The organism is Microbacterium sp. MYb62, from assembly GCF_002979475.1.
GTDB lineage: Bacteria > Actinomycetota > Actinomycetes > Actinomycetales > Microbacteriaceae > Microbacterium.
This window is the reverse complement of the sequence record NZ_PCOY01000035.1, coordinates 1-23,580: the sequence shown is the minus strand read 5'-3', so window position 1 is coordinate 23,580 and position 23,580 is coordinate 1. Positions and strand designations below refer to the sequence as shown.

The 23,580-nt window shown below is 68.3% G+C and carries 19 protein-coding genes and 1 pseudogene; 5 read left to right on the top strand and 15 right to left on the bottom strand.

Annotated elements, in window-relative coordinates; genetic code table 11:
- Window positions 1-3,044 (top strand): error-prone DNA polymerase (locus CQ042_RS19585; RefSeq protein WP_105672118.1); only part of this gene is annotated, 3,044 nt, incomplete at its 5' end.
- A gap of 15 nt (window positions 3,045-3,059) precedes the next feature.
- On the opposite strand, the gene CQ042_RS19580 is transcribed toward CQ042_RS19585, so the two are convergent.
- Together CQ042_RS19580 and CQ042_RS19575 are read right to left on the bottom strand one after the other, a co-directional pair.
- Entirely contained in the window at window positions 3,060-3,443 is a 384-nt protein-coding gene (locus CQ042_RS19580; RefSeq protein WP_105672116.1) for a hypothetical protein, read from the bottom strand.
- A gap of 275 nt (window positions 3,444-3,718) precedes the next feature.
- Window positions 3,719-4,093 (bottom strand): DUF2255 family protein, encoded by a 375-nt coding sequence (locus tag CQ042_RS19575; RefSeq protein ID WP_105672115.1) that lies wholly within the window; start codon window positions 4,091-4,093, stop codon window positions 3,719-3,721.
- A gap of 335 nt (window positions 4,094-4,428) precedes the next feature.
- Between CQ042_RS19575 and helR the strand changes: the two genes are divergently transcribed.
- Entirely contained in the window at window positions 4,429-6,561 is a 2,133-nt protein-coding gene (gene helR / locus CQ042_RS19570) for an RNA polymerase recycling motor ATPase HelR (RefSeq protein ID WP_105672114.1), read from the top strand.
- A gap of 132 nt (window positions 6,562-6,693) precedes the next feature.
- Here the strand turns inward: helR and CQ042_RS19565 are convergent, their stop codons facing one another.
- Window positions 6,694-7,362, bottom strand: a complete 669-nt coding sequence (locus CQ042_RS19565; protein WP_105672113.1) for a FadR/GntR family transcriptional regulator — start codon at window positions 7,360-7,362, stop codon at window positions 6,694-6,696.
- A 262-nt stretch (window positions 7,363-7,624) separates the two neighbouring features.
- Between CQ042_RS19565 and CQ042_RS20840 the strand changes: the two are divergent.
- Window positions 7,625-9,333, top strand: a pseudogene (locus CQ042_RS20840) (2-isopropylmalate synthase).
- Window positions 9,334-9,445: 112 nt separating this feature from the next.
- On the top strand, window positions 9,446-11,137 hold the full coding sequence (locus tag CQ042_RS19555) for an alpha/beta hydrolase (RefSeq protein WP_105672112.1): 1,692 nt from the start codon (window positions 9,446-9,448) through the stop codon (window positions 11,135-11,137).
- A gap of 9 nt (window positions 11,138-11,146) precedes the next feature.
- Here the strand turns inward: CQ042_RS19555 and CQ042_RS19550 are convergent, their stop codons facing one another.
- The 11 genes from CQ042_RS19550 to CQ042_RS19500 all read right to left on the bottom strand — a co-directional run bounded on the left by CQ042_RS19550 (window position 11,147) and on the right by CQ042_RS19500 (window position 22,749).
- Window positions 11,147-11,731, bottom strand: a complete 585-nt coding sequence (locus CQ042_RS19550) for an NADPH-dependent FMN reductase (protein WP_105672111.1) — start codon at window positions 11,729-11,731, stop codon at window positions 11,147-11,149.
- 108 nt (window positions 11,732-11,839) lie between these two features.
- Complete coding sequence (locus tag CQ042_RS19545) at window positions 11,840-12,382, bottom strand: hypothetical protein (RefSeq protein ID WP_146115438.1); 543 nt, start codon at window positions 12,380-12,382, stop codon at window positions 11,840-11,842.
- Window positions 12,383-12,514: 132 nt separating this feature from the next.
- Window positions 12,515-13,171: a GDSL-type esterase/lipase family protein gene (locus CQ042_RS19540; protein WP_105672109.1), complete on the bottom strand. Its 657-nt coding sequence runs from the start codon at window positions 13,169-13,171 to the stop codon at window positions 12,515-12,517.
- Between the two features lie 5 nt (window positions 13,172-13,176).
- A complete protein-coding gene (locus CQ042_RS19535) occupies window positions 13,177-14,154 on the bottom strand; it encodes a carbohydrate ABC transporter permease (RefSeq protein ID WP_258132365.1) in 978 nt (325 codons plus the stop codon).
- Window positions 14,154-15,077, bottom strand: coding sequence for a carbohydrate ABC transporter permease (locus CQ042_RS19530; RefSeq protein WP_105672108.1), 924 nt, complete (start codon window positions 15,075-15,077; stop codon window positions 14,154-14,156). Before CQ042_RS19530 ends, CQ042_RS19535 begins: the two co-directional genes overlap by 1 nt.
- Window positions 15,078-15,155: 78 nt before the next feature.
- On the bottom strand, window positions 15,156-16,547 hold the full coding sequence (locus CQ042_RS19525) for an extracellular solute-binding protein (protein ID WP_105672107.1): 1,392 nt from the start codon (window positions 16,545-16,547) through the stop codon (window positions 15,156-15,158).
- Window positions 16,548-16,666: 119 nt separating this feature from the next.
- Complete coding sequence (locus CQ042_RS19520) at window positions 16,667-17,965, bottom strand: polysaccharide pyruvyl transferase family protein (RefSeq protein ID WP_105672106.1); 1,299 nt, start codon at window positions 17,963-17,965, stop codon at window positions 16,667-16,669.
- Window positions 17,962-19,995, bottom strand: coding sequence for a hypothetical protein (locus CQ042_RS19515; RefSeq protein WP_105672105.1), 2,034 nt, complete (start codon window positions 19,993-19,995; stop codon window positions 17,962-17,964). The genes CQ042_RS19520 and CQ042_RS19515 overlap by 4 nt, the downstream gene beginning before the upstream one ends.
- 71 nt (window positions 19,996-20,066) lie before the next feature.
- Complete coding sequence (locus CQ042_RS19510) at window positions 20,067-21,098, bottom strand: LacI family DNA-binding transcriptional regulator (protein WP_105672104.1); 1,032 nt, start codon at window positions 21,096-21,098, stop codon at window positions 20,067-20,069.
- A 61-nt stretch (window positions 21,099-21,159) separates the two neighbouring features.
- On the bottom strand, window positions 21,160-22,251 hold the full coding sequence (locus tag CQ042_RS19505) for an ATP-binding protein (RefSeq protein WP_105672103.1): 1,092 nt from the start codon (window positions 22,249-22,251) through the stop codon (window positions 21,160-21,162).
- 123 nt (window positions 22,252-22,374) lie between these two features.
- Complete coding sequence (locus CQ042_RS19500; RefSeq protein ID WP_146115437.1) at window positions 22,375-22,749, bottom strand: hypothetical protein; 375 nt, start codon at window positions 22,747-22,749, stop codon at window positions 22,375-22,377.
- Window positions 22,750-22,851: 102 nt separating this feature from the next.
- Between CQ042_RS19500 and CQ042_RS19495 the strand changes: the two genes are divergently transcribed.
- On the top strand, window positions 22,852-23,316 hold the full coding sequence (locus tag CQ042_RS19495) for a glyoxalase/bleomycin resistance/extradiol dioxygenase family protein (RefSeq protein ID WP_105672101.1): 465 nt from the start codon (window positions 22,852-22,854) through the stop codon (window positions 23,314-23,316).
- A 78-nt stretch (window positions 23,317-23,394) separates the two neighbouring features.
- Here the strand turns inward: CQ042_RS19495 and CQ042_RS20590 are convergent.
- Window positions 23,395-23,580 (bottom strand): hypothetical protein (locus tag CQ042_RS20590; RefSeq protein ID WP_181157648.1); only part of this gene is annotated, 186 nt, incomplete at its 5' end.

Genomic DNA, 23,580 nt, shown 5'->3' with positions numbered 1-23,580 from the left:
ATCCCGCGGGCGAGCATCTGCTGGTCCTGGCCCGCGGGATGGAGGGGTACCACCGGCTCTCGGGGGCTATCACCGCGGCACAGCTGCGCGGCGGCGAGAAGGGGCGCCCGGTGTACGACCTCGATGACCTCGCCGCACGCGCAGGCGGCGACTGGACGATCCTGACCGGATGCCGCAAAGGCGCCGTGCGCCGCGGACTCGAAGCCGGAGATGCGGCCACCCCGCTGCGCACCCTCGTCGACCTGTTCGGGAGCGATCACGTCGCCGTCGAGCTCTTCGATCATGGAGACCCCCTCGACACCCGCCGCAACGACGCTCTCGCCGAGCTCGCCCGTCGGATGCGCCTGCCGGTGGTCGCGACCAACAACGTGCACTACGCCACCCCGGCGCAGGCACCGCTCGCCGAGGCCGTGGCCGCGGTCCGCGCGGTGCGCAGCATGGACGAGCTCGACGGGTGGCTGCCCTCCCACGGCGGCGCGCATCTGCGCAGCGGAGCCGAGATGTCTGCACGCTTCCAGCGCTACCCCGGAGCGATCTCGTACGGGCTCGAGCTCGCCGCGGCATCCGCCTTCCCCCTGCGCCTCGCACGCCCGGCGCTGCCGCAGCAGAAGGTGCCGGAGGGGCACACGCCCATGAGCTGGCTGCGGCATCTGGTCTGGGAGGCCGTGCCCTCGAAGTACCCGCGGCTGGACGACGACGGCCGGCACCGGATCGCGCGCGAGCTCGACGTGATCGAGGAGAAGGACTTCCCCGGGTACTTCCTGATCGTGCACGGGATCGTCACGGAGGCACGCAGGCTCGGCATCCTCTGCCAGGGTCGGGGATCCGCTGCGGCGAGCGCGGTCTGCTACCTGCTGGGGATCACCGCGGTCGATCCGATCCTCTACCGCCTCCCCTTCGAGAGGTTCCTCGCGACCACCCGCACGGAGGAGCCCGACATCGATGTGGACTTCGATTCGGACCGCCGCGAGGAGATCATCCAGTGGGTCTACCGGGAGTACGGCAGAGAGCGCGCGGCCCAGGTGGCGAACGTCATCCAGTACCGCCCGAAGAACGCGGTGCGCGACATGGCGAGGGCGCTCGGTCATTCCCCCGGTCAGCAGGACGCGTGGTCGCGCCAGGTCGACGGCTGGGGCGCGGGACTGGAGCCCGCCGAGGGCCACGACATCCCCGGGAACGTGCTCGCCTACGCCGGTGAGCTGCTGAAGGCGCCCCGGCATCTCGGCATCCACTCCGGCGGCATGGTGCTCACCGCACGTCCCGTCGGCGAGGTCGTGCCCGTGGAGCACGCCCGCATGGAGAACCGCACCGTCATCCAGTGGGACAAGGACGACTCCGCCTTCATGGGACTGGTGAAGTTCGATCTGCTGGGGCTCGGGATGCTCGCCGCCCTCCAGCACTGCTTCGTCCTGATCCGGGAGACCACCGGCGAGGAGTGGACGCTCGAGACCATCCCCAAGGAGGAGCCGGGGGTCTACGACATGCTCTGCCGTGCGGACTCCATCGGCGTCTTCCAGGTGGAGTCCCGCGCGCAGATCGGACTGCTCCCCCGCCTGCAGCCGCGGAGCTTCTACGACCTCGCCATCCAGATCGCGCTCATCCGCCCCGGGCCGATCCAGGGCGGTGCGGTGCATCCGTTCGTACGGCGCAAGATGGCGAAGGACCGCGTCGACGAAGAGAACCGGGAGCGGGCGGCTCGCGGGCAGGAGCCGGTGGAGTTCACGATCCCCTACCCGCACAGCGATCTGGAGGACATCCTGAAGCGCACGCTGGGCATCCCGATCTTCCAGGAACAGCTCATCCAGATGGCGACGGCGATCGGCGACTGCACGGCCGACGAGGCCGACCTGCTGCGCCGGGCCATGGGCTCGAAGCGCGGCCTCGAGAAGATCGAGAAGGTCAGGGACAAGCTGTACGCGGGGATGGCCAGACGCGGCCTCGTCGACGAGGCCGCCGATCGCATCTACGCGCAGATCCAGGCGTTCTCGAACTTCGGATTCGCCGAATCGCACTCGCTGTCCTTCGCGCTGCTCGTCTATGCCAGCTCGTGGCTGAAGCTGCACTATCCCGCCGCGTTCCTCGCCGGCCTCCTGCGCTCACAGCCGATGGGCTTCTACTCCGCGGCGACACTCACCGCGGATGCCCGACGGCACGGAGTGGAGGTCCGCCGTCCCGATCTGCATGTCTCCGGTGCGACGGAGACCCTGGAACCGCTCGCCGAGAGCACTCCCAGGAGACCGACCGGACGGGACGAGTGCCTGGCCGCCCCTCAGCCGTCCCCGCTCCGCTTCGACAGGGCGGCACCGGACGAGTCCACCGCGCACCGGCGGGACGGCGGGTCCGCAGTGCGGCTGGGGCTCAGCGGCATCCGCGGGATCGGCGTGCCCATGGCGGAGAGGATCGTCGCGGAACGCGATGCGAACGGCCGGTACCGGGACCTGCACGACCTGGTGCGACGGACGGACGCCACCGCCGCACAGCTGGAGGCCCTCGCCACCGCCGGCGCCTTCGACTGCCTGGGGTTGGAGCGCCGAGAGGCCATCTGGCTCGCCGGCGCCGCGGCGGAGGACCGGTCGCGCTTCCTCCCGGGGACGACGGTAGCCGTGCAGCCTCCGCTGTTCGCCGATCAGACCAGCTACGAGCGTCTCTCGGCCGACCTGTGGGCCACCGGGGTGTCGACCGACGATCATCCGATGGCGCACTTCCGCGAAGAGCTGCGCGCCCGCGGTGTGCTGACCGCGGTCGATCTGCAGGGGCACGAGGTCGGCCGGCGCATCGAAGTCGCCGGTCTCGTCACCCATCGTCAGCGACCGGCGACGGCCGCCGGGATCACCTTCGTGAACCTCGAGGACGAGAGCGGTCTGGTGAACGTCGTCTGCTCGGCCGGGGTCTGGAACCGCTACCGTCGCGTGGCCAGGGACTCACCTGCGCTCATCATCCGCGGCATCCTGGAGCGCTCGGCCGAGGGCGTGGTCAACGTGCTCGCCGATGGATTCGAAGATCTGCGCACCGGCCTCACGCATCGGTCGAGGGACTTCCGCTGAGGCCCTCGCCCGGACTCACCAGAAGCGCTCGGGCTCCTCTGCCGGAGGACGATCCGCGCCACCCCAGCGGTCGGCCTCGGCTTTCGCGGCATCCGCGGCCGCGTCGGCTCCCCGCAGGGCGATCTTCGCTCCGGTCGCCCCCGGACCGATGGGGTCCACGAGCAGCGCGGTGTGCGCGCCTGCTCCGCCCATCGTCACGGTGCACTCCAGGATGCGGCCGATCCAGCGGGAGGCCTCTCCGCTCGGCTCCTGCGCCCGCCGGTAGCGGATGCCGGTGTCGAGGTCCACCAGAGCGAGGACAACCGGCTCCTCGGTGAGCGGATCGACCTGCTCGGTCACCTCGACGCGATGGCCGCGAGCGATGGCGACCTGGGCGGTGAGCACGAGCAATCTGTCCATGAGTCCACCCTAGGGATCGCCGCCAGGAAGACAACAGGGAGGGTTCGTCGGTAACATTCGGAGATTTCTTTGTCCCCCAAATGGCGGACAAGCCGATTAAGCGATATTCTGCACTCGTAGCGGGGGCTACGAGGCTGATGGGATGGGGATCAGCCGTGAGCGCAGCGAGTTCTTCGCCGCCTCCCCAACCGTCCGGGTAGGACGGTGAGCCCTCTCGACGGCACCGTCTGGGGCGGATCCGATCGGGAGGGCCAATCTCCCCACCGACGACGCACTCAATCGACGGGGATGACCTCGAGGGTGTGGGAGCGCACCGGCTCCTGGCCCATCTCGGGAGCGTACGGACTCGGCGTGTACTTGGCCAGGTACTCGGCATCGATCGCGGTGTTCGTCGCCTCATCCGTGACCCGCTCGAACCGGACGTCCTTAGTGACGCCGCCCGCCGAGACGCGACCCCGCAGACTGGCGAGAGCCGGGGCGTACCACTTGCCCGCAAGCCCCGTGTACGAGCGCACGAACAGGCGGCCGTCGACCGCCACCGCCCAGATCCCGACCGTCTTGGGGGTCGTCCCGTCCTCGAGCTGTGCGGAGAGATCGAACATCTCCGGCTCGGCGATGCGCGTGAGCTCCTCAGGGTTCCAGGTCGTCATGAGTCCTCCTCGGTTCGGTGGATGCGGCAGAGTGCATGCTACGTCAGATCCCTCGACCTCCTGCACCGTCGATGGCCGGAAGCGCGCACAGCGAATCGATGAGCAGCCTCCTCCCGCCGAGCTCGGACGTGCGCTCACGCGGGCGACGCGGGATGGCGTGCTGTCGACGCGACGGGAGCCGACGAGGACGTACGACAGGCCGGACGGCGTACGAGGCGCAGCTCTCCGCCGGCATCTCCAGGATATCGCCGGGGTGGGGGCTTGCCGCAAGGCCCCGCCCCTGGGGCAGAATCGACCCTCGCCCGGGTGAACCACGCCTGGCGAGAAGGAGATCCATGCCCCTCGACCCGTTCCACCTCCCCGACGACCTCCCCGCGAAAGCCGCCCCGCAGCTCATCGACGCAGACCGGGAGCATCTTCGGCGGATCGCGGACACGCTGGCGCGTCAACGCGCCGAGGTGGCGGCGCGCCTCGGAGAAGTCCGCCGCCACGACGCGAAGTTCGGCGATGCGGCGGTGGACCGCGACCTGGAGATCAGACGCCTGAGCGGACGACTCCGGGTCCTGGAGCGCTTCGGTCTCGATGTCTGCCTCGGTCGCATGACCCCGGCGCAGGGGCCTCCGGTCTACATCGGTCGCACCGGCCTGGCCGCGGCCGACGGCACACGGCTGCTCGTCGACTGGCGGACGCCGGCGGCCGAGCCCTACTTCGCCGCGACCATGGAGGATCCCCGCGGACTCGTCTCCCGACGCCGCTACCGCTGGGCCGACGGGCGCGTCAGCGACTACTGGGACGAGGCGCTCACTCCGGCCGCGTTCGACAGCACGGCCTCCCTCGACGATCAGTCAGCGTTCATCGCCGGCCTCGGCACCCACCGCACGTCGAGGATGCGGGACGTGCTCGCGACGATTCAGGCCGACCAGGATGCGATCATCCGCACGCCCTCGCCCGGCGCGCTCGTGGTCGACGGCGGCCCGGGCACGGGAAAGACCGTGGTCGCTCTGCACCGTGCCGCGCACCTGCTGTACTCGGAACCGCGGCTCACACAAGGTGCCGGCGGCATGCTGCTGGTGGGACCGAACGCGCACTACCTCGCCTACGTGGAGGATGTCCTGCCCAGCCTCGGCGAAAATGCGGTACGGCTGTGCACGCTGCGCGATCTCGTTCCGGAGGGCGCCACGGCCGTGGCCGAGTCCGATCCGCGGGTGGCGCGGGTGAAGGCCTCCCTCGACCCCGCCACGATTCTCGATGCCGCGGCGAGGTCGTACGAGAGTCCGCCGCAGCACGCCATCCGACTCGAATCGCCGTGGGCGGATCTCTGGATGAGCCGGCAGGAGTGGGCGGAGCTGTTCTCCGGCGCCGACCCCTCCGCCTCCCACAACGAGGCGCGCGACGAGGTCTGGGAGGAGATCCTGGAGCTGCTGAGCGATCAGGTCCACGATGAGGATGTGCCACCGCACGTGGTCAGGCGGTGGCTGCGCCAGGACGACGATCTCACCGGGACGTTCGTGCGCGCGTGGCCGCTGTTGACCCCGGCTTCCGTGGTCGCACGACTGTGGAGCTCCCCGGATTTCCTCCGCCGGTGCGCTCCTGCCCTGTCCTCTGCCGACCTCGCGGTCCTGCGACGGGAGGGGGACGAGGAGTGGACGGACGCCGATCTTCCTTTCCTGGATGCCGCTCGTCGGCGCATCGGCGACCCGGATTCCGTGCGCGAAGAGCATCGTCGGCAAGCCGTGATCGCCTCCGCGCAGGAGCAGATCTCCCACGTCGTGGACCATCTGATCGAAGACGACGACAGCGAGATGAAGGTGATGTCGATCCTCCGCGGGCAGGACGCCAGGAACGTGCTGCTCGGCGTCGACGCTCCGCTCGTCCTCACCACGGATGAACTGACCGGACCGTTCGGGCACATCGTCGTCGATGAGGCGCAGGAGCTCACGGATGCCGAGTGGCGGATGCTCATCGCCCGCTGCCCGTCGCGCAGCTTCACGATCGTCGGCGATCGCGCGCAGGCGCGGCACGGCTTCACGGAGAGCTGGGAGGTGAGGCTCGCACACGTCGGCGTCCGCGACATCCGGGTCGCGCACCTCGGCGTGAACTATCGGACGCCGGCGGAGGTGATGGAGGTGGCCGCACCGGCCATTCTCGCGACGATCCCGGATGCGAACGTCCCGACCTCGGTCCGCGAGAGCGGGATCCCCGTCCGCTCCGGCGTCGCCGCCGAACTGCCGAAGGTGCTCGACGAGTGGCTCGGAGCGCATCCGGAGGGCGTGGCGTGTGTGATCGGCGACCCCGAGTTCGCACCGACGGCGAGGGTGCGATCGCTGACGCCCGAGGGCGCCAAGGGCCTCGAGTTCGACCTGGTCGTCCTCGTGCACCCCGAGCGCTTCGGCGACGATGTGACCGGCGCTGTGGATCGCTACGTGTCGATGACCCGGACGACGCGGGAGCTCGTCGTCCTCCGGTGAGGGGCCCCCGGACGCGGGCCTCAGTCCACGAGCACGCGCCCGTCCCCGGGCTGTCGGCGCTCGTCGAGACACTCGATCCGGATGGGGGTCAGCGCCTCGGGCGAGGAACGGCCATCGCCCGAGGCTCGACGGTCACAGCAGCGCCGTCCGCAGCGTCAGCAGATGCGCACGTCCGCGCTCCGCAGCCGCCTTCTCATCACGGTCGGCGATCGCATCGGCCTGTTCGACGTGCAGGTCATGATCGGCGTCATCACCGAACCGCCGTCGCAGGCGGAGCATCTCGATCATGGCCTCACGCAGCCGCGGAGTGAAGCTGTCGAACAGGTCGAGGAGCACCGGGTTGTGCGCGGCCGCGACGATCGTCCGATGGAAGGCCGTGTCGGCGTCGACGTGACTCTCGATGTCCGACCGGTGTTCGGCACGATCCGCCAGGGCACGGCGGATGGCGCGGAGATCGGCGGGCGTTCGGCGCGCGGCGGCGAGAGCCGCCGCTTCCGCCTCGATCGCGATCCGCGCTTCGATCACCGCGACGATCCCGGCACGCCTCAGCACGGTGTCCCAGTCCTCCGGGGCATCGACCGCCGTGACGAACACGCCTGCACCTTGGCGTGACGCGAGCACTCCGCGTCCGGCGAGCTGGCGGATCGCCTCGCGCACCGTGGACCGGCCGACGCCGAGCTGCGGGGCGAGGGTCGTCTCACCGGGGAGCTTCTCTCCCAGCGCCCATTCCCCGCTTCTGATCCGCTGGAGCAGCAGTTCCGCCGCCTGGTCAGCCAGCGGCGCGCGCCTCACCTGTTCCATGCGGCCCATCCTACCTCTCCTCTACTTGTCTGAGGAGTTGTGCTACGGTCTAGCCATGTCCTCATCAGAGCACCTTCTTCTTCGCCGCCACGGCGGGGCTTAGCCGGACCGGCTCCCCGTCGTGGAGTCGAACGTGTGCCGGTCGCATCCCGAAGAAGGAAGCAGTACCGCCATGACCACGACACCTCTCCCCCGCATCGCCACGCCCGCAGGCGCCGTCCCCGACCTCGCCCCGTCCTGGAACAGGCAGAAGCACTCCCGGATGCCGTCGCACCGTTACCGCGACGTGTACTCGCGCGTGGATATCCCGCTGACCGAGCGGGACTGGCCGACGCGCCGCCTGACCGCGGCCCCGCTGTGGGTGCCGGTGGATCTGCGCGACGGCAACCAGGCACTCGCCGAGCCGATGGACCCTGCACGGAAGCGGCTGCTCTTCGAGCTGATGGTGGCGATGGGCTACAAGGAGATCGAGGTCGGATATCCGTCGGCGTCACAGACCGACGAGGACTTCGTGCGGTTGATCGCGGAGACCGGCATCGCGCCCGACGACGTCACGGTCGTCGTGTTCACTCCCGCGCGACGCGACCTGATCGAACGCACGGTCGCGTCGATCCGCGGCATCACCAATCCTGTCGTGATCCACATGTACACCGCCACCGCCCCCACGTGGCGCGACATGGTCCTCGGGCACGGGCGTGACTCCCTGAAAGAGCTCATCCTCACCGGCGGCCGCGACGTCTGGGAGCTCGCGGGTGGCCTGCCGAACGTCCGTTTCGAGTTCTCACCGGAGGTGTTCAACCTCACAGAACCCGACTACGTCCTCGAGATCTGCGACGCGATGACCGACCTCTGGCAGGCGACACCCGAGCGGCCGGTGATCCTCAACCTCCCCGCCACGGTCGAGGTGGCGACCCCCAACGTGTACGCCGATCAGATCGAGTACATACACAAGAACCTCGCCCGTCGCGACGCGGTCATCCTCTCGGTCCATCCGCACAACGACCGCGGCACCGGCATCGCCTGCGCTGAGCTGGCCGTCCTGGCCGGCGCGCAGCGCGTCGAGGGGTGCCTCTTCGGCAATGGCGAGCGCACGGGCAACGTCGACATCGCCGCATCGCCCTGAACCTCCACGCACAGGGCGTGGACCCGATGATCGACTTCTCCGACATCGACGAGATCCGCCGCACCGTCGAACACTGCAATCGGATCGAGGTGCATGCCCGCCATCCCTATGTGGGAGACCTCGTGCACACCGCGTTCAGCGGCACGCATCAGGACGCGATCAGGAAGGGCCTCGCCGAGCATCGTGCCCGTGCGGCGGCGGAGGGGCGCCCGGAAGACGAGATCGAGTGGCGGGTGCCGTACCTGCCGATCGATCCCGCCGACATCGGCCGCGACTACGACGCGGTGATCCGCGTGAACTCGCAGTCCGGGAAAGGCGGCATCGCCCACCTGTTGGAGACCGAGTACGGGATCGAGCTGCCTCGCCGCCTGCAGATCGACTTCGCCCGGCACGTGCAGCGCCACACCGATTCGACCGGTGCGGAGGTCACCGCGCCGGAGCTGTGGGAGGTCTTCTCCCGCGCGTATCTCCGCGCCACGAACGACGCCGATCGGGTCGCACTGCTCACCTCCGACACTGCCGAGACCGGAGCACGGAGCCGCACCCGGCTCACCCTCCGCGTCGATGGACGGGAGGCGGCCAGCAGTCACGACGGCGTCGGTCCCGTGGAGGCCCTCACGGCCGCGCTCGACTCCCACGGCTTCGGAGTCGACGTCGTGAGCCTGCATCAGACCAGTATCGGCACCGGCGACGACAGCGATGCCCTGACTCTGATCGAGCACCGCACCCCCGAGGGCGTCGTCTGGTCCGCCGGCCGAGCGCGATCCGTCCTCGCTGCCAGCATGGCGGCCGTCGTCGCGGCGGCCAACGGCATCGGGCCCGGTCCGCGCGACGCAGGAGGGCGCTGACCCAGCCCACGTCCTGCCTGAATCCGTCCCGGTCGGGAGCTCGCCTCGCCTCCCTTGCCGAGCCACCGCTGCGTGTTGGTAGTCTCGGCAGCGGATCAACAGCGGAGGTGTCATGTCGAACGCGCCGTATCAGGTGGCTGATGCGCAGGCGATGCTCGCGGCGCCCGTTCCCACCCCCTACAGTCTGTTCATCGACGAGGACGGGCCCCTCCTCCCGACGGCGGGAAGAGCCATCTTCGACTACCTTCGAATCGCTGCCGGGCGGCGCAGAGCGTCTCCCGCCAAGGTCGCCGTCGCCCTCGCCATCTGCGATGTCTGGACGAGGGGCGGCGAGGAGCCGTGGGAGTGGTCCCCCGACGCGGACGAGCTGATCACGATCGGCGCGGCGACCGCCGGCACAGGACAGACGGAGAGCGACGCCAGCGAGGTCGTACGGCTGGCGCGGTCACGGATCGAGGTGGCAATCGAGGGCGATGGCACATGGCGGCAGATCTGGTCGGCGGCCACCGCGGTGGGAGCGCAGACCGGATTCTCCCTCGAGAGGGATGCCGTCCGCGCATCCGTCGTCTGGCGCGCGCTCATCGCCTTCGCCGCCGATCCCCGTCCCCTCGCGGTTCCGGTTGCCCCCGACGGAGCTTCGCTAATGCTCGACGCCGTGCGATCACGCGTCGAGGCGACCACCGCGGAACAGCTCTCTGCCATCAACCGCGAGTGGCGACCTGTCGCTCTTGGATCCACCGAGGAAGCCTCGTCTCTCCGCCGCACCGTCGAGCGGCTCCCGCCGGCTGCGCACGAACGGATCTTGAATACGCAAGACCCCCAGCGTGTGAACGTGTGGTTCGGGACGAACCGCGAACCGTCCGCCCGTTCCAACCCCCTTTCGGGATACACCAACTCGATCGCGCGCGATGACCTGTTCTACGGGCGCTGCGAAGTCAACGTCCCGGAGGCGCGCGACGCGACCGGAGGCCTGCGCCGATTCGTCACGGGGTGGCTCCGTCGCGGGTCACCCGACGGACGACACCCGCGAGTGGAGTCGCGTAGACGTTTCGATGACGAAGCGGCGTTCATCGATGATCTCGAGGCCGAGCTGGCGCGCAGCGAACCCCAGGAACGCACCGCTCTCGTCTTCATCCACGGTTACAGGACCTCCTTCGACCGAGCCGCAGCGTCGACGGCGCAGCTCGCGGTGAATCTCAAGCATCAGGGACCGGCAGCGATGTTCACGTGGGCATCACGAGGGAGCCTGCTGCACTATCGGCACGACGAACGCATGATCGAGGCGAGCCGGGCTCAGCTCGTCCGATTCCTGCAGACTCTCACGTCGATCGCGGACCTCGACCACATCGACCTCGTCGCACACTCTCTCGGCAATCGACTCTTCCTGCGGTCACTCACCGATTGGTTCACGACGAACCCACCGGCGAGCGCCCCGCTGCGCAACATCTTTCTCGGCGCACCCGACATCGCGCAGTCCGAGATGCTGCGCTCCGCGTCGATCTATGCGCGGGCCGCGACGAAGACGACGATGTACGGATCCGACAGCGACTCTGCTCTCCTCGCATCGAAGCTCATGAACGGCGAGGTTCGAGCGGGCCTCATGCCGCCTCCGATGCTGACCGGTGGAATCGACACGATCGAGACGAGCGCCGTCGACGCATCGAACCTGCGCCACAACGGACTGGTGGATGCACGCCCGGTGCAATCCGATATGTTCCTGGTGCAGGACGGGAAGCTCGACCCCGACGTGCGCCCGAGCCTTCGTCGAGTGAACTCCCGCACGCTTCCGTACTGGCGCTTCTGAGATCTCCCGCTACTCCTGGTCGCCGACGTGTCCCGGGGCCGTCAGCGAGAGCACGCGCTCGACGAAGGCGGCGTACTCGCCCATGTAGTGCTGGAGGAACTTCCGCGTTCCCTCGTCTTCGACCTCACCGTCAGGACCGAACATCTCGGGACGGTACGTCAGATACCCCTCGGGCGCGTTGAGCTGCGGGGCGTTGAGGAAGCTCAGCACGCTGCGCATCGACGACTGCATGACAGCGGTGCCGATCGCGCCGGTGGAGGCGCCGATGATGCCCGTCGGCTTGCGCGCGAACGAATTGTGACCCCAGGGGCGCGAACCCCAGTCGATGGCGTTCTTCAACGCGCCGGGGATCGACCTGTTGTACTCGGGCGAGACGATGAGCAGACCGTCCGCATGCTCCACCGCGCTCTTGAACTCCCCGACCGCAGCGATCGGATCGAGTTCGTCGTCGCGGTTGTACAACGGCAGATCGCGGATGGGGATCTCGGTCATCTCCAGACGGGGCGGCGCCAGATGCACGAGCGCCGTCGCGAGAACGCGGTTGATCGAATCCTGTGCGAGGCTCCCGATGAGGTAGCCGATCCGGTGAGTCATCCTGAATCCCCTCTTGCTCCCTGGGCGCATTGCTCCCTGGGCGGATTGTTCCCTGGGCGGACAGGATATCTCCGCGCCATTCGCGGCAACACCCCTCGACCGGGGAAGTCAGTGCACGAGGGCCTTCAGCACGACGAACACGATGCCGAACGATGCCGTCCCCAGCGCCCCGAGGATGCGGGTGAGAGGCGAGCTCCCCCGACGGAGGAAGGCGACGTAGCCGAGGAAGGCGAGGATGACGACGCCCGACCACAGCGCCAGATCGTTCGCGAGCCCGTCGGGAATCACGCGTGTCGTCCCCGCCAGAAGGAAGACCGCCGGCACCAGCGCGGAGCTGAGCATGCCCAGGGAGTGCTTCACCGACGCGGCGAACGCCTTGCGCACCCCGACGACCTCACCGCCCTCCCGCTCGTCGCTGTCACCGACCCTCGCCACGGTGCCCGCGTAGACATGAGCGCCCCAGAACACGAGCACGGTGACCGCGACCGTCACCAGCACGACGAGAGAGGTCTCGCCATGGGCGGACGACACCGCGACCAGCCCGCTCACGAGAATCGTGCCGTAGACGGCCGCTTCCGTTCCGAATCCCGGCCGCAGTGCGCGGTGCACGCGGAGGATTCCGTCGTCCGCCACGTTCCTCGGTGTGTTCATCTCCGCCGTCGCTCCTGCCGCCATGCCCATCGATCCCCACATCGGTCGCCGAATCCGGCGCCATCTCGAATGTAGCGGCGGCATCCTGCGACTGTCACCGCGCAGTGGCGCGCTCGACGGAGGAAAGATGACCTACGGGTTGCTATCGGGCCTCGGCGTCGAGGGATGGGCATCGTGCACGGCGAGCCACAGGCGAGCGATCAGCGCATGGCCGAAACCCGAGGGATGCACGCCATCGGGCGCGACGATCACGCCGCCGCGTTCGGCGACCGCGGCGCTGACATGGTCCTGCAGCGGGAGGAAGTCCGCCCCGTACCGATCCGCGAGAGCACGCACGACCGCCCGTTTCGGATCCAGATCCGCGCGCACGAACTCCGAGCCGTCCTTCCAGTTCCCGGCCCAGGGCGCATCGGCGACGAAGAACGGATCGATGACGATGATGCGTCGTGTCCTCGCGGCGACGGCGCGTGCCAGGATGTCATCGAGGTCCCGTTCGAAGTCCTCGACCGGCGTCGGGGCGCCTTGGAAGAACGTCGAGAGCGTGTCGTTGACGCCGATGTACACCGTGAGCACGTCCGGGTGGAGATCCACGACATCGCTCTGCCACCGCTCCCGCAGGTGCGCCACGCGATTTCCGGCGATACCCCGATTGATGATGTCGACGTCCTCGCCGCGTGCGGCGAGCGCCTCGGCGAGCACATCGACGTAGCCATGCCCCAGACCCCGCAGATCGCTCCGGCGCTCGGCATCGGTGATGCTGTCCCCGATGAAGACGAACCGCTCGCCCACGTCGCCTACCCCTTCACCGCGCCGGCGGTGCCGGCACCCTCGAGGAACTGCTTCTGGAACAGGAGGAACAGGCTGATGGGGATGATGATCGCCAGGAACAGCGCCGACATCTGGATGTTCAGCGGGATGCTGTCAGCCACCTTCGGCAACGCCACCGAGATCGGCTGCTTGTCGACGCTCGTCAGCACGAGCAGCGGCCACAGATAGTCCTTCCACGCCGAGATGATCGTGAGCAGAGCCACCACCCCGAGAATCGGCCGCGACAGCGGCAGCACGATCGAGAAGAACACCCGCACGGGGCCCGCGCCTTCGATGCGCGCAGCCTCGTACAGGTCAGGGGGGATCTGGTCGAAGAATCGCTTCACGATGAGCACGAGGAACGCGCTCGCCGCGTTGGGAAGCCAGACCGCCCAGTAGGTGTCGAGCAGCCGCCATCCCGTTCCCGGCATCTCGATCACGGTGAGGTAGAGCGGCACGAGCGACACGATGTTCGGGATGAACAGCGTCGCCAGCACCGCCCCGGACAGCAGCGGTCCCCACTTCGGACGCAGCACGCTCAGCACGTATCCACCCGTCGTGCAGGTGATCAGCGTGGCCACGCAGGAACCGAGGACGACCCACGCCGTGTTGAGCAGATAGTCGCCGATGCGAACCTCGTTCCACGCCCGTGCGAAGTTCTCGACCTGGAACTCCCCGTTGACGAGCATGGCGAACGGGTCGACCAGGATCTGCTGGCTGCTGGAGACGGAGGCTTTGAAGAGCCACAGGAGTGGCCCCAGCGCGACGATGAGGAGTCCGATGAGGATGAGCGTCTGCCACAGACCCAGCCAGATGCGGACGCTGGGGCGCTTCCGGTCCATGTCGGAGATGGCGCCGCGCTCGTAGAGGTGCGGCTCTCGCCGACGACGCGCCTTCGGCGGCCTCACGATCGCCGCTGTGCTCGTCGCCTCCGCCATCGGCGGGGTTTCGGTGTGTCTGAGCATCAGTCGAGCCTCCTCGTCAGGGCGAAGTACCCGGCGGAGAGCAGCCCGAGGAAGGCGGCCAGCAACACCGACAGCGCGGTGGCGGCGCCGAAGTCTCCATCGAGGAACGCGTAGTTGTAGATCATGAGCAGCAACGTGGTCGAGGCGTTGTTCGGTCCGCCTCCGGTGAAGATGAACGGCTCGGTGAAGACCTGCATCGTGTTGATGATCTGCAGGATGAGCATGATCAGCAGCACACCGCGGATCTGCGGGATCGTGATGTGCCAGGTGCGCCGGACGATCCCTGCACCGTCGAGCTCGGCGGCTTCGTAGAGCTCGCGCTGCACCGCAGTGAGCGCAGCGAGGTAGATGATGACCGTGCTGCCCGAGTATGCCCAGGTCGACTCGAGCACGATCGACGGCATCACCATGTCGGCCGAGTTCAACCACGCGAACGGACCGGCCCCGATCCAGCCGAGCACCGTGTTGAACAGCCCGGTCGGCTCCGGGCTGTAGAAGAACTTCCACAGGAGCACCGAGACGACGGGCGGCACGATCACGGGGAGGTAGGCCAGCACGCTGTAGAGGCGCCGGGTGCCGCGCAGCTCCGCCATGAAGGTCGCGAGCAGGAGTGGCACCGGGAAGCCGAAGATCAGCGCCAGGAACGCGTAGTACAGCGTGTTCACCAGCGCCTTGGGCAGAAGCGGATCGCTGAGCACGTAGGCGAAGTTGCTCCAGCCGACGAACTCGGGATCGTCGACGAGGTTCGTGTTCTGCACCGACATCACGACGCCGTCGACGATCGGACCCCAGGAGAAGTATCCGAAGATGAACAGCAGAGGCAGTGCGAAGGCGATCTTCGTCAATCCCCCGCCGGTCACCCAGGACCGGAAGGATCGGCGCCGAGGGGGTGCGATCGAGGTGGTCGAGGCGACGGCTGTCATCCGTGCCTCCCTTCTGTACGAGTGGACGAGTCGTGGGTCTGGCGCACGGGGCCGGCCTGGACGGCCGGCCCCGTGGCGTCAGCGAGAGAGGAGCCTGTTGACGGCGGTCTCCGCCTCGGTGAGCACCTCGCCCACGTCGCTGCCCTGCTCGGTGAGGACCTTCTGCAGGACGACGTCGAGTTCGGCATACACCTCCTGCGCCTTCACAGCCGGCTCCGGCAGCAGTCTCTGCTTCTCGAACGCGGCGGTGTAGCTGCCGAAGTTGTCGAGCGGCACATTGACGTAGAGCTGGATCCATTCGAAGTACTGGTCGTAGGCGTCCTGGCTGATCGCGGGACGTTCCGGCACCGTGACCGCTTGACCGGATGCCGCAGCCGACTCCGCCTGCTCGACGGCCAGTTCTTCGTCGGTGAACTTCTTCAGATGGAAGTAGTCGATCCACTTCACCGCGGCCACCCGCTCCTCCGGCGACGCGCTGGGGCTGACGACCTGGATCGTGCCGCCGGTGAGGGAGGCGGGTTCCGCGCCGGCGCCGACCGGCATCGGCGCCATCCCGAAGTTCTCCGCCGGCATCTGGTTGCGGATCACGGCCGGCCGGTAGAGGCCGGAGAAGCCGATGAACATGCCGACCTTGCCCGCCGAGAAGTCCTGCACGAGCGCACCGGCGTTGTAGAGGAAGTTGCTCCCCATCGAGCCGTCGTCCCACCGCATCCTCTGCAGCAGCTCCAGATACTCGGTCGCCGGCTCGTCGTTGAAGGTCGCCTCCGCCCCCTTCGCGTCCTCGACGGTGCCGCCGTAGCTGTAGATCCCGGCGGCAACCATCCACCCGCCCTGGTTCTCGGTGGTCATGGTCGCGAATCCGGCGGCTCCGGTCTTCGCGGTGATCTGCTTCGCGGCGTCGCGCAGTTCGTCCCAGGTCTGGGGCGGGGCGTCGGGATCGAGGCCGGCCTGCGCGAACAGGTCACGGTTGTACACGAGTCCCAGCGCCTGTGCGGAGGTCGGCACTGCGAAGATGCCGCCCTCGTCATCGGAGACGAGGTCGAGCAGGTCGGGATTGAGCTGCGCGCCGAGGCCGGCCAGTTCGATGGCCTGCCCGAGTTCGGCGACCTGCCCGCGGCCGGCGAGGGCGTTCGCCTCGGTGAAGGCCACGCTGAGCACGGTGGGAAGGCTGTCCGCCGCGAGCTGGGCCTGGAAGGTCTGCGGGTTCCAGGTGTCCTCGACCGCCTCGACGGTGATGTGGGGGTTCTCGGCCATGAACGCCTCGACCTGACTCTCGTAGAAGGCGCGCTTCTCCGCTTCGCTCGTCGGCGGCAGATCGCCCACCGTGATCGTGACGTCGGCATCGAGGTCGGGGGTGGGTTCGGCGCCGCCGGGGCTGCCGGCGGCGCCACCGGCACAGCCGGTGACGCCCATGCCCAGGACGAGCACAGCGGCGAGTGGGACGAGCGAGCGCTTCGATGCGGTTCGCATGACGGTCTCCTTGTTTGTCGGTTGTCGGGTGTCTGCGTTGTCGGGTTCGTGTTGTCGGGTTCGTGTCGTGGGGTTCGTGTCGTGGGGTTTCGTGTCGTCCGGGGGGGCCGGACCCGGTATCAGCCGGGAGAAGCTCCGGGCTCATGCCCGGCACCGATGAGATCCGCGCGCCTGTCTCCGGCGCAGCTGATCACTCGACCCACCATCGCGCGCAGTCGTTCCTGCGCCCGCTCCCTCGTCGCCGCCGTCTTCGCCCTGGCGCCGCTCGGATCGTCCAGGATCCTCCGCAATGCCGTCAGCGCCGCCAGCGGCCCGTCGGAGATCTCCACCGATCCTCCGGCCGCACCGACGTCGTCGTACATGCGGCCCTTCACCGTATCCGTCGGCTGTCTGACGTAGACGGCTGGAGTGTTCTGACTGATCGCCATGAGAGGCGAGTGGCATTCGATGCTCACGACCGCCTCCGCATCGCGGTAGACGGTCAGAGCCTCGGGGGCGGACCAGAAGCGCGGGAGCACCTGCACGTACGGGCGCACATCAGACGGCAGGGCGTCACCGAAGTGAGCCTCGGCGAGGCCGACTGCGTATGCCATCTCCGGCACCACGAGCACCTGATGCCCCGTGCGGCGCACGTAGTCGACGATCGTCGCGGCGAGAACACCGAGATCGTGATCGACCCAGAGGGCGTTGTATGCCGTGCGACGGATATCTTGGACAGTCGGTCGCTCTCCGCGCATCTCGAAGTACGGCGTCCACCTCACGCGCGGGACGACGCAGAGGTACTCGCCGTCGTGAAGCCCGTGCGTACGCTTGATCTCGGCGGCGGACTCCTCGTCGGTCACGTCGAACGCGAACGTGGCGTCGGGGCCGAACTCGACGACGGGAGAACGCAGGTCGAGAGTCCGCAGGAACAGCTCGGTGATCGAGTCGCGGCAGTAGATGAACGCCGCGCCGTCGAGGGCCTCGAGGTCCTGCGCATCGAGGACCCCCCTGCCGAGAGACCGCACCATGGTCTCCAGCTCGTCGAGGGTTCCGGTGAACACGGGGTTCAGCGGGTCGAGGGACACACCGAAGAAGCCATAGGGCTTCCCGGTCGCCTGCGCCCAGGAGATCATGTCCTCCGCGCGGACCAGGCTCGGCGCCGAGCCATGCACGAGCACATCGGCGGCTTCGATCGCGGCGGTGAGTTCCGGGGTCGTGGCCGTGCCGTCCGGGAGCAGTTCGCCGTGGACGATCTCGACCTCGGGGAACGCCCGCGCGAACATCGACCGCTCCCGCTCGTCGAGGTGGATCGGCCACAGGATGAGACGGGAGCCGGGTGCGTATCGGCTGAGGGCGCGGAGAGCCCCGGGGGAATGCGCGACGTCGCCGATGTTGACGGTCTGCCACGAGGAGCGGAGGAGGATTGTGGGACTCATACGAGGACGTGCACCTTATAGGAGAGGGCGGATGCCGCGACGGACATGTCGAGGTTCGTGATGCGGCGCTGCTCGGCACCGCTGAAGAGCACCACAGTCGTGGGCGTGAGGGTGAGGTCGAGCGCGACGTCGCCGACGGTCGTGAGCTCGAAGGTGCCACCGGCGCGCCGGATCCGGACCCCGCGCGCCGATGCCTGTCCGGCACCGTTCACCGGCACTTCGGTGTTCCCGACGAGGAAGCTCACCTCGTCTCCCGCGGCGATCACGAGCGGCACGCGCTCCACGAAGGAGGCATCCTGAGGGGTGCTCACCGATACCTGCACATCGGCCGCGCCGCACTGGAACGTCTTCACGATGCGACCGCTGGCTCCGGTGTAGGAGTAGGAGAACGGGTCGGTGTCGTGGTAGACGCCGCTGCTCTGCACGACGGTGGCCTTCGCATCCATGATTCCGCCGGGAACGATGGTCGTCCAGGCGCTGTCCGTTGCCATCTGCGTGGCGATGAAGGCGCCGGTCTCCGCCCGGTAGAAGAACGACGGACCGCGGCGTATGCGTGCGGAGCGGGCGGTGCCGTGATGCGAGCCGAAGTAGTATCCCGCGCGCTTCACGAACACGTAGTGCGCGATGTACTTCGCGTCGGAACGCGCCTCGACGAATGCTCCGGACCCCATGTACGGGAAGGTGGCGATGGCCGCCTCGCGCTCGGCGAGCGTGGGGAACACGGGCGCCACGTCGGTCAACCGCAGGTTCTGCGGCGCGGTCCCCGCGGCGGTGAGCTTGGTGACGGGCACTGTTCCGGCTGCCCAGGCCGCCTGCAGCGCGGCCGCATGCTCGGCGTGCCAGTTGAGGGCGCGGACGACGGGGGAATCCTTGAAGATGTTGAGGTGATCGGGATAGTTGCTCCCGTCCGTCGTGCGCAGAGCGGCGAGTGAGCGCAGCGACTGCCGCGTGGAGATGCCGTTCACCGTCCACCCGGCGCCGTCGGGCTCCCAGAGGAAGTTGTACCGGCACCAGTCCAGATGAGTCAGCGCCATCTGTCGGTAGCGGTCGTCGCCGGTGCGTTCGAAGGCGATGGCGAGATCACGCAGCGAGGTGTACAGGGAGTAATGGGCGTCGAAGGCCCCGTCCTCGTAGAGGTATCCGGCGCCCGGGCTCTGGCAGTTCGCCACCAGGAAGTCGAGACGCTCCTGGTACGCGGTCTCGATGTGTGCGGGCATGAGGTGCTTGTACGACGCGATGCCGGTCATGGATCCGATGATCTGATTGCTGAACCGCATGCCGACGTCCCAGACATCGGCGACGGAAGGATCCAGCATGTACTCGGCACCGCGTTGGAGGGACGCGAGCACTTCCGCGCGCACGCCGGCATCCCATCCGACGCCCTCCATCATCACGGCCGCTTCCCCCAGGTATACGAGGGCGAAGCCGGTGGCCGCCCGGTTCTTGTCCGTCCAGCTGTCCGAGGGCCACCAGCCTTCGGCGCCCTGGATCTTCAGGTAGTAGCGCATCGCGGCGTAGACGTGGTCCCGCAGCACGGGGTCGAGGTGGTACGGGTTCCACGGGGCGTCGTAGGTGTAGAACCAGGCGAGGGTGTACACCGACTCCTGGTTGCGCGCATCCCACGGCTCGGGTGGGTAGACCTGGTAGCCGCGGTGGAACCAGCCCAGCGTCTCGGAGTCGGTGTCCTCCATGTTGTTCGCGATGTCGGCGAGTGACACGAGGTACTGGACGATCCCCTGCTCGTGCGTCGTGAACAGCGAGCGGTCGAGCGTCGAGAGGTCGAACGAAGCCATGTCGGGGATCGGGAGCGAGAGATCGTCGCCGATACCGGTCACCGTCGCCGCCGCCTGCGGGCCGCGTGCCGATGTCGCGAGGACGAGCCCGGCGAGCCCGGCTGTGCTCAGACGGAGCAGCGTGCGACGACTCAGCGGGATGCGCGTCGGGTCGACGGCTTTGTCGTTGGCGTACACGGGTTCTCCTTCGATCGTGTCGGGCGACATCAGCGGGGCGTTGATGATGTCACGTTGCATCAACCTAGCGGGACGACGGGAGGAACGCAAGCATCCGGTCCGTGAGACCCGCTCGTCGAGGGCTGCGAACGTCAGCTGCTGCCGCGGCGGATGAGCTCCGGAGCGGGCGATGCGATGACCCCCGAGGCCATCTCCTCGCCCTCGATCGCGCGGGCGACCATCGTGACGCCACGGTGGCCGAGTTCGTACATCGGGATCCGGACGGCCGTGATCGGGGGGTTCATGTCCTCGAGGACGTCGATGTCGTGGATCGCCACCACGGCGAGGTCCTCCGGCACCCGCAGACCCGCGGCGATCGCCCCGCCCACCACTCCGAGCGACGTGGTCGCGTTGTTCACGACGAACGCCGTCGGCCGGTCCCGGATGCCGGTCAGCAGGGCGATGGCCTCATGCCCTGCACGCGCGGTGTAGTCGGATTCGATCACGTCCTCGGCTCGCGGTTCGATACCTGCGGCCTGGAGCGCGAGCTGATAGCCCTCCAGGCGTCGCCGCCCCGCGTGCCGGAATCCTTCTCTCGGGCGGAAGCTCTGATGCGCGTCGAACCAGCCGCCGAGGAATCCGATGCGGGTGTGCCCCTGCTCCAGGAGATGTTCGGTGGCGACGCGTCCTGCCGCGACGTCGTCGATCGCCAACCACGGCTGATCGGACTCCGGCACCTCGTCGAGCACGAGGATCGGCGCCTCCCGCTTGAAGACCGAACGCACGCCCTCCGAGTCCACATCCGAGCTCGGGCGCAGGATGGTGCCGTCGACCTGACCCTGCCCGAGGATCCGCTCGAGCGCGCGGGACCCGTCGACGAGACGCATCGCCTCGGCGAGCATCACCGCGTATCCGTTCTCCTCAGCCGCATCATGGATGCCGTCGAGCATCGGCGCGAACACCGGGTTGCTCAGCTTCGGCGCCACGACGGCGAGCACTCCGGTGCGAGAGGTGCGCAGGGCTCGCGCCGCGAGGTTCGCCGTGTAGCCCATGTCCTCGACCGCCTGGAGGATCTTCGCCCGCGTCGCATCGCTCATCCGCACGTGCTTGCTGCCGTTCAACACCGCCGAGACGACGGACGGTGAGACGCCGACAGCGGCGGCGATCGACTTTACAGTGGCCATCGGGCAGATGTTACCGGTTCCCGCGCGCACGGACCGCGCACAGCACCGACCGCGGGGGCGATCAGGGCGCGACGCGCAGCGGAACCTTCACGTCGCCGCCGGCCTCCTGGGTGATGCGATCCCCCATCTGCACGAACGTCGGCGCCGAGATGAACCCTCCGGCGAACAGCGCCTGTCCCTGCACGAACTCCGCGGATCGTCGGATCGCCTCCTCCGAGGCGAAGCCGAACACGTCGGCGAGCTCGGCGAGATCCCGAGGCGCGTTCACCCGCATGAGCGCGAGGTTGTCGCACTGCGAGAGCACGTTCGGGTGGATCTTCGTCGGCCGCTGCGTGGACAGCAGCAGCCAGAGCCCGAACTTCCGACCCTCGGCGGCGATCTGCACGAGCTGCTCGGTGAGGGCGCGTTCGACGGCCGTCTCCGGATTCGGCGAGCACAGGTTGTGGGCCTCGTCGATGACGATCAGCAGAGGCCGCCGCTCCTCGCGCCGCGCCCAGAGGTGCTCGAGCACGGCGAGGGCCGCGACCTTCGGCTCCGCGGGGTGCTCGAAACCGCCGAGGTCGAGGACCGTGGCTCGAGGACGCTCATCCACGACGTCGACCACCGACGCCGCACCGCGCGACCACACCTGCCATTCGAGGACCTGCAGGTTCTCGATCCGTTTCGCGAGTCTCGCCTGGGCGGGATCCGCCGAGGCGAGCAGGCCGGGCACCATGCCGCGCGCGTCCAGGCTCTTCGCATCCTGCTCGAGGTGGATCAGGGCGTTGTACTCCTCGGCATCGGCGATGGGGTCCATCCGCAGCACGGCCGCCTTCGACGCGGCGGTCAGATCGACGAAGCGCGCGTGCAGCCGCTCCCCCTCGCCGACACCGGACCGGAAGACCCGGATGTCGGCTTCGGCGACCCTGGCGGCATCCGCATCACTCGCAGTGAGCCGCGTCTCCCGCAACCGGGTGAAGTCGCCGTTCGGATCGAGGATGAGCATCGGCAGCTCGGTCTCGAGCAGCAGCTGCTCCAGGACCACACCGAGCGCATAGGTCTTGCCGCTGCCGCTCTGTCCGACCCAGAACGTGTGCCGGTTGAAGCGCCTCGCGTCGAGCTCGACCGTGGCATCGGGGTCGCCGAGAACAGTCCCGATCGTGAGGTTCGTCATCGTCGTGGTGCGCCTTTCGTTCACGGTGCGGTGGCGATCCCCATCGGATGCGACCGCTTCACCGATGCGGTGATCGACATCCTCCTCGATCGCGCGCGTGCACGCCAGTGCGGCATATCCGAGTCACACCATCGGGAGCAGGAAACCGGTCGACCATGCCACGACCGGATACGACACGAACGGCGCGACACCGAGGAGCACCACCCCGGCGATCAGGATGCCACGCGGTCGACGCAGGAGTGCCGCCAGGAGCACCGTGAGGACGTACACGGCGACGACGATGAGTGTCATGACCAGCGCGCTTCCCTCGCGGTGATCGCGGAGGCAGTTGCTCGTCGGCGGAGAGACCGCCGCGCAGACGACGGGCCCCACGGGAACGGCCACGAGCCAGATGAGCGCGATCGTTCCCGCAGCCAGCAGAGTGGCGGTCAGCAGCAGCCCCCACGGGAACGGCGTGCGGCGCACTGATCGCTGTGCGGGGGATGCGGGGGCGGTCATGGAACCAGCGTAGGGATTCGCGCCTCTCCCCGCCGATCGAATCCGCTGATCGAATCCTTCGGGCTCACCCCTCCCCTTCGGGTGAGCGTGCAGGATGAGGGCATGGCATCGAACACACCCTCCCCCACCCAGCTGCGTCTCATCATCGAGACCGACGACTTCGACAGCGCCATCCGGTTCTATCGCGACGTGCTCGGGATGCCCGAACAACTCGCCTTCGCCACCGAGGGCGATGACCGCGTGGCGATCCTGCACGCCGGCATCGCCACCATCGAGCTGGCGACGCCCACGCACGCCAAGAACATCGATGACGTCGAGGGCGCGCCGCACACTCCGGGTGTGCTGCGGATCGCACTGCAGGTCGACGACACCGAACAGGCCGTTGCGGCGGCACGCGACGGCGGCGCCGACCTGATCGCTCCACCGGTGAAGACCCCTTTCCGGAGCCTCAACGCGCGCGTGCAGGGTCCGGCCGGCTGGCAGGTGACGTTCTTCCAGGAGCTGGAGACGCTCGAGGAGCGGGCGACACACGACGGGTTCACGACCGACGACGACCGCGACCGCTGAGTTCCGGTTTGCGAGACCAGGCCGAGGCGCATCAGCAGGACGCTGTCGGACTGATACTTTTCAGAGCATGAGCACACCTCATCTTGATCGCTTTCTTCTGGTGGCCACGTTGGCTCTCGGCGCCGTCATCCTCACCGGATGCGCTTCCGGCTCAGCCCCTTCCAGCACCATCACCCCGACCAGCTCAAGCTCGTCCAGCACCAATCCCCCGTCCAGCACCACGCCTCCCACCAGCCCGCTGGCGGTGAAGTCTCCGTACTCGTC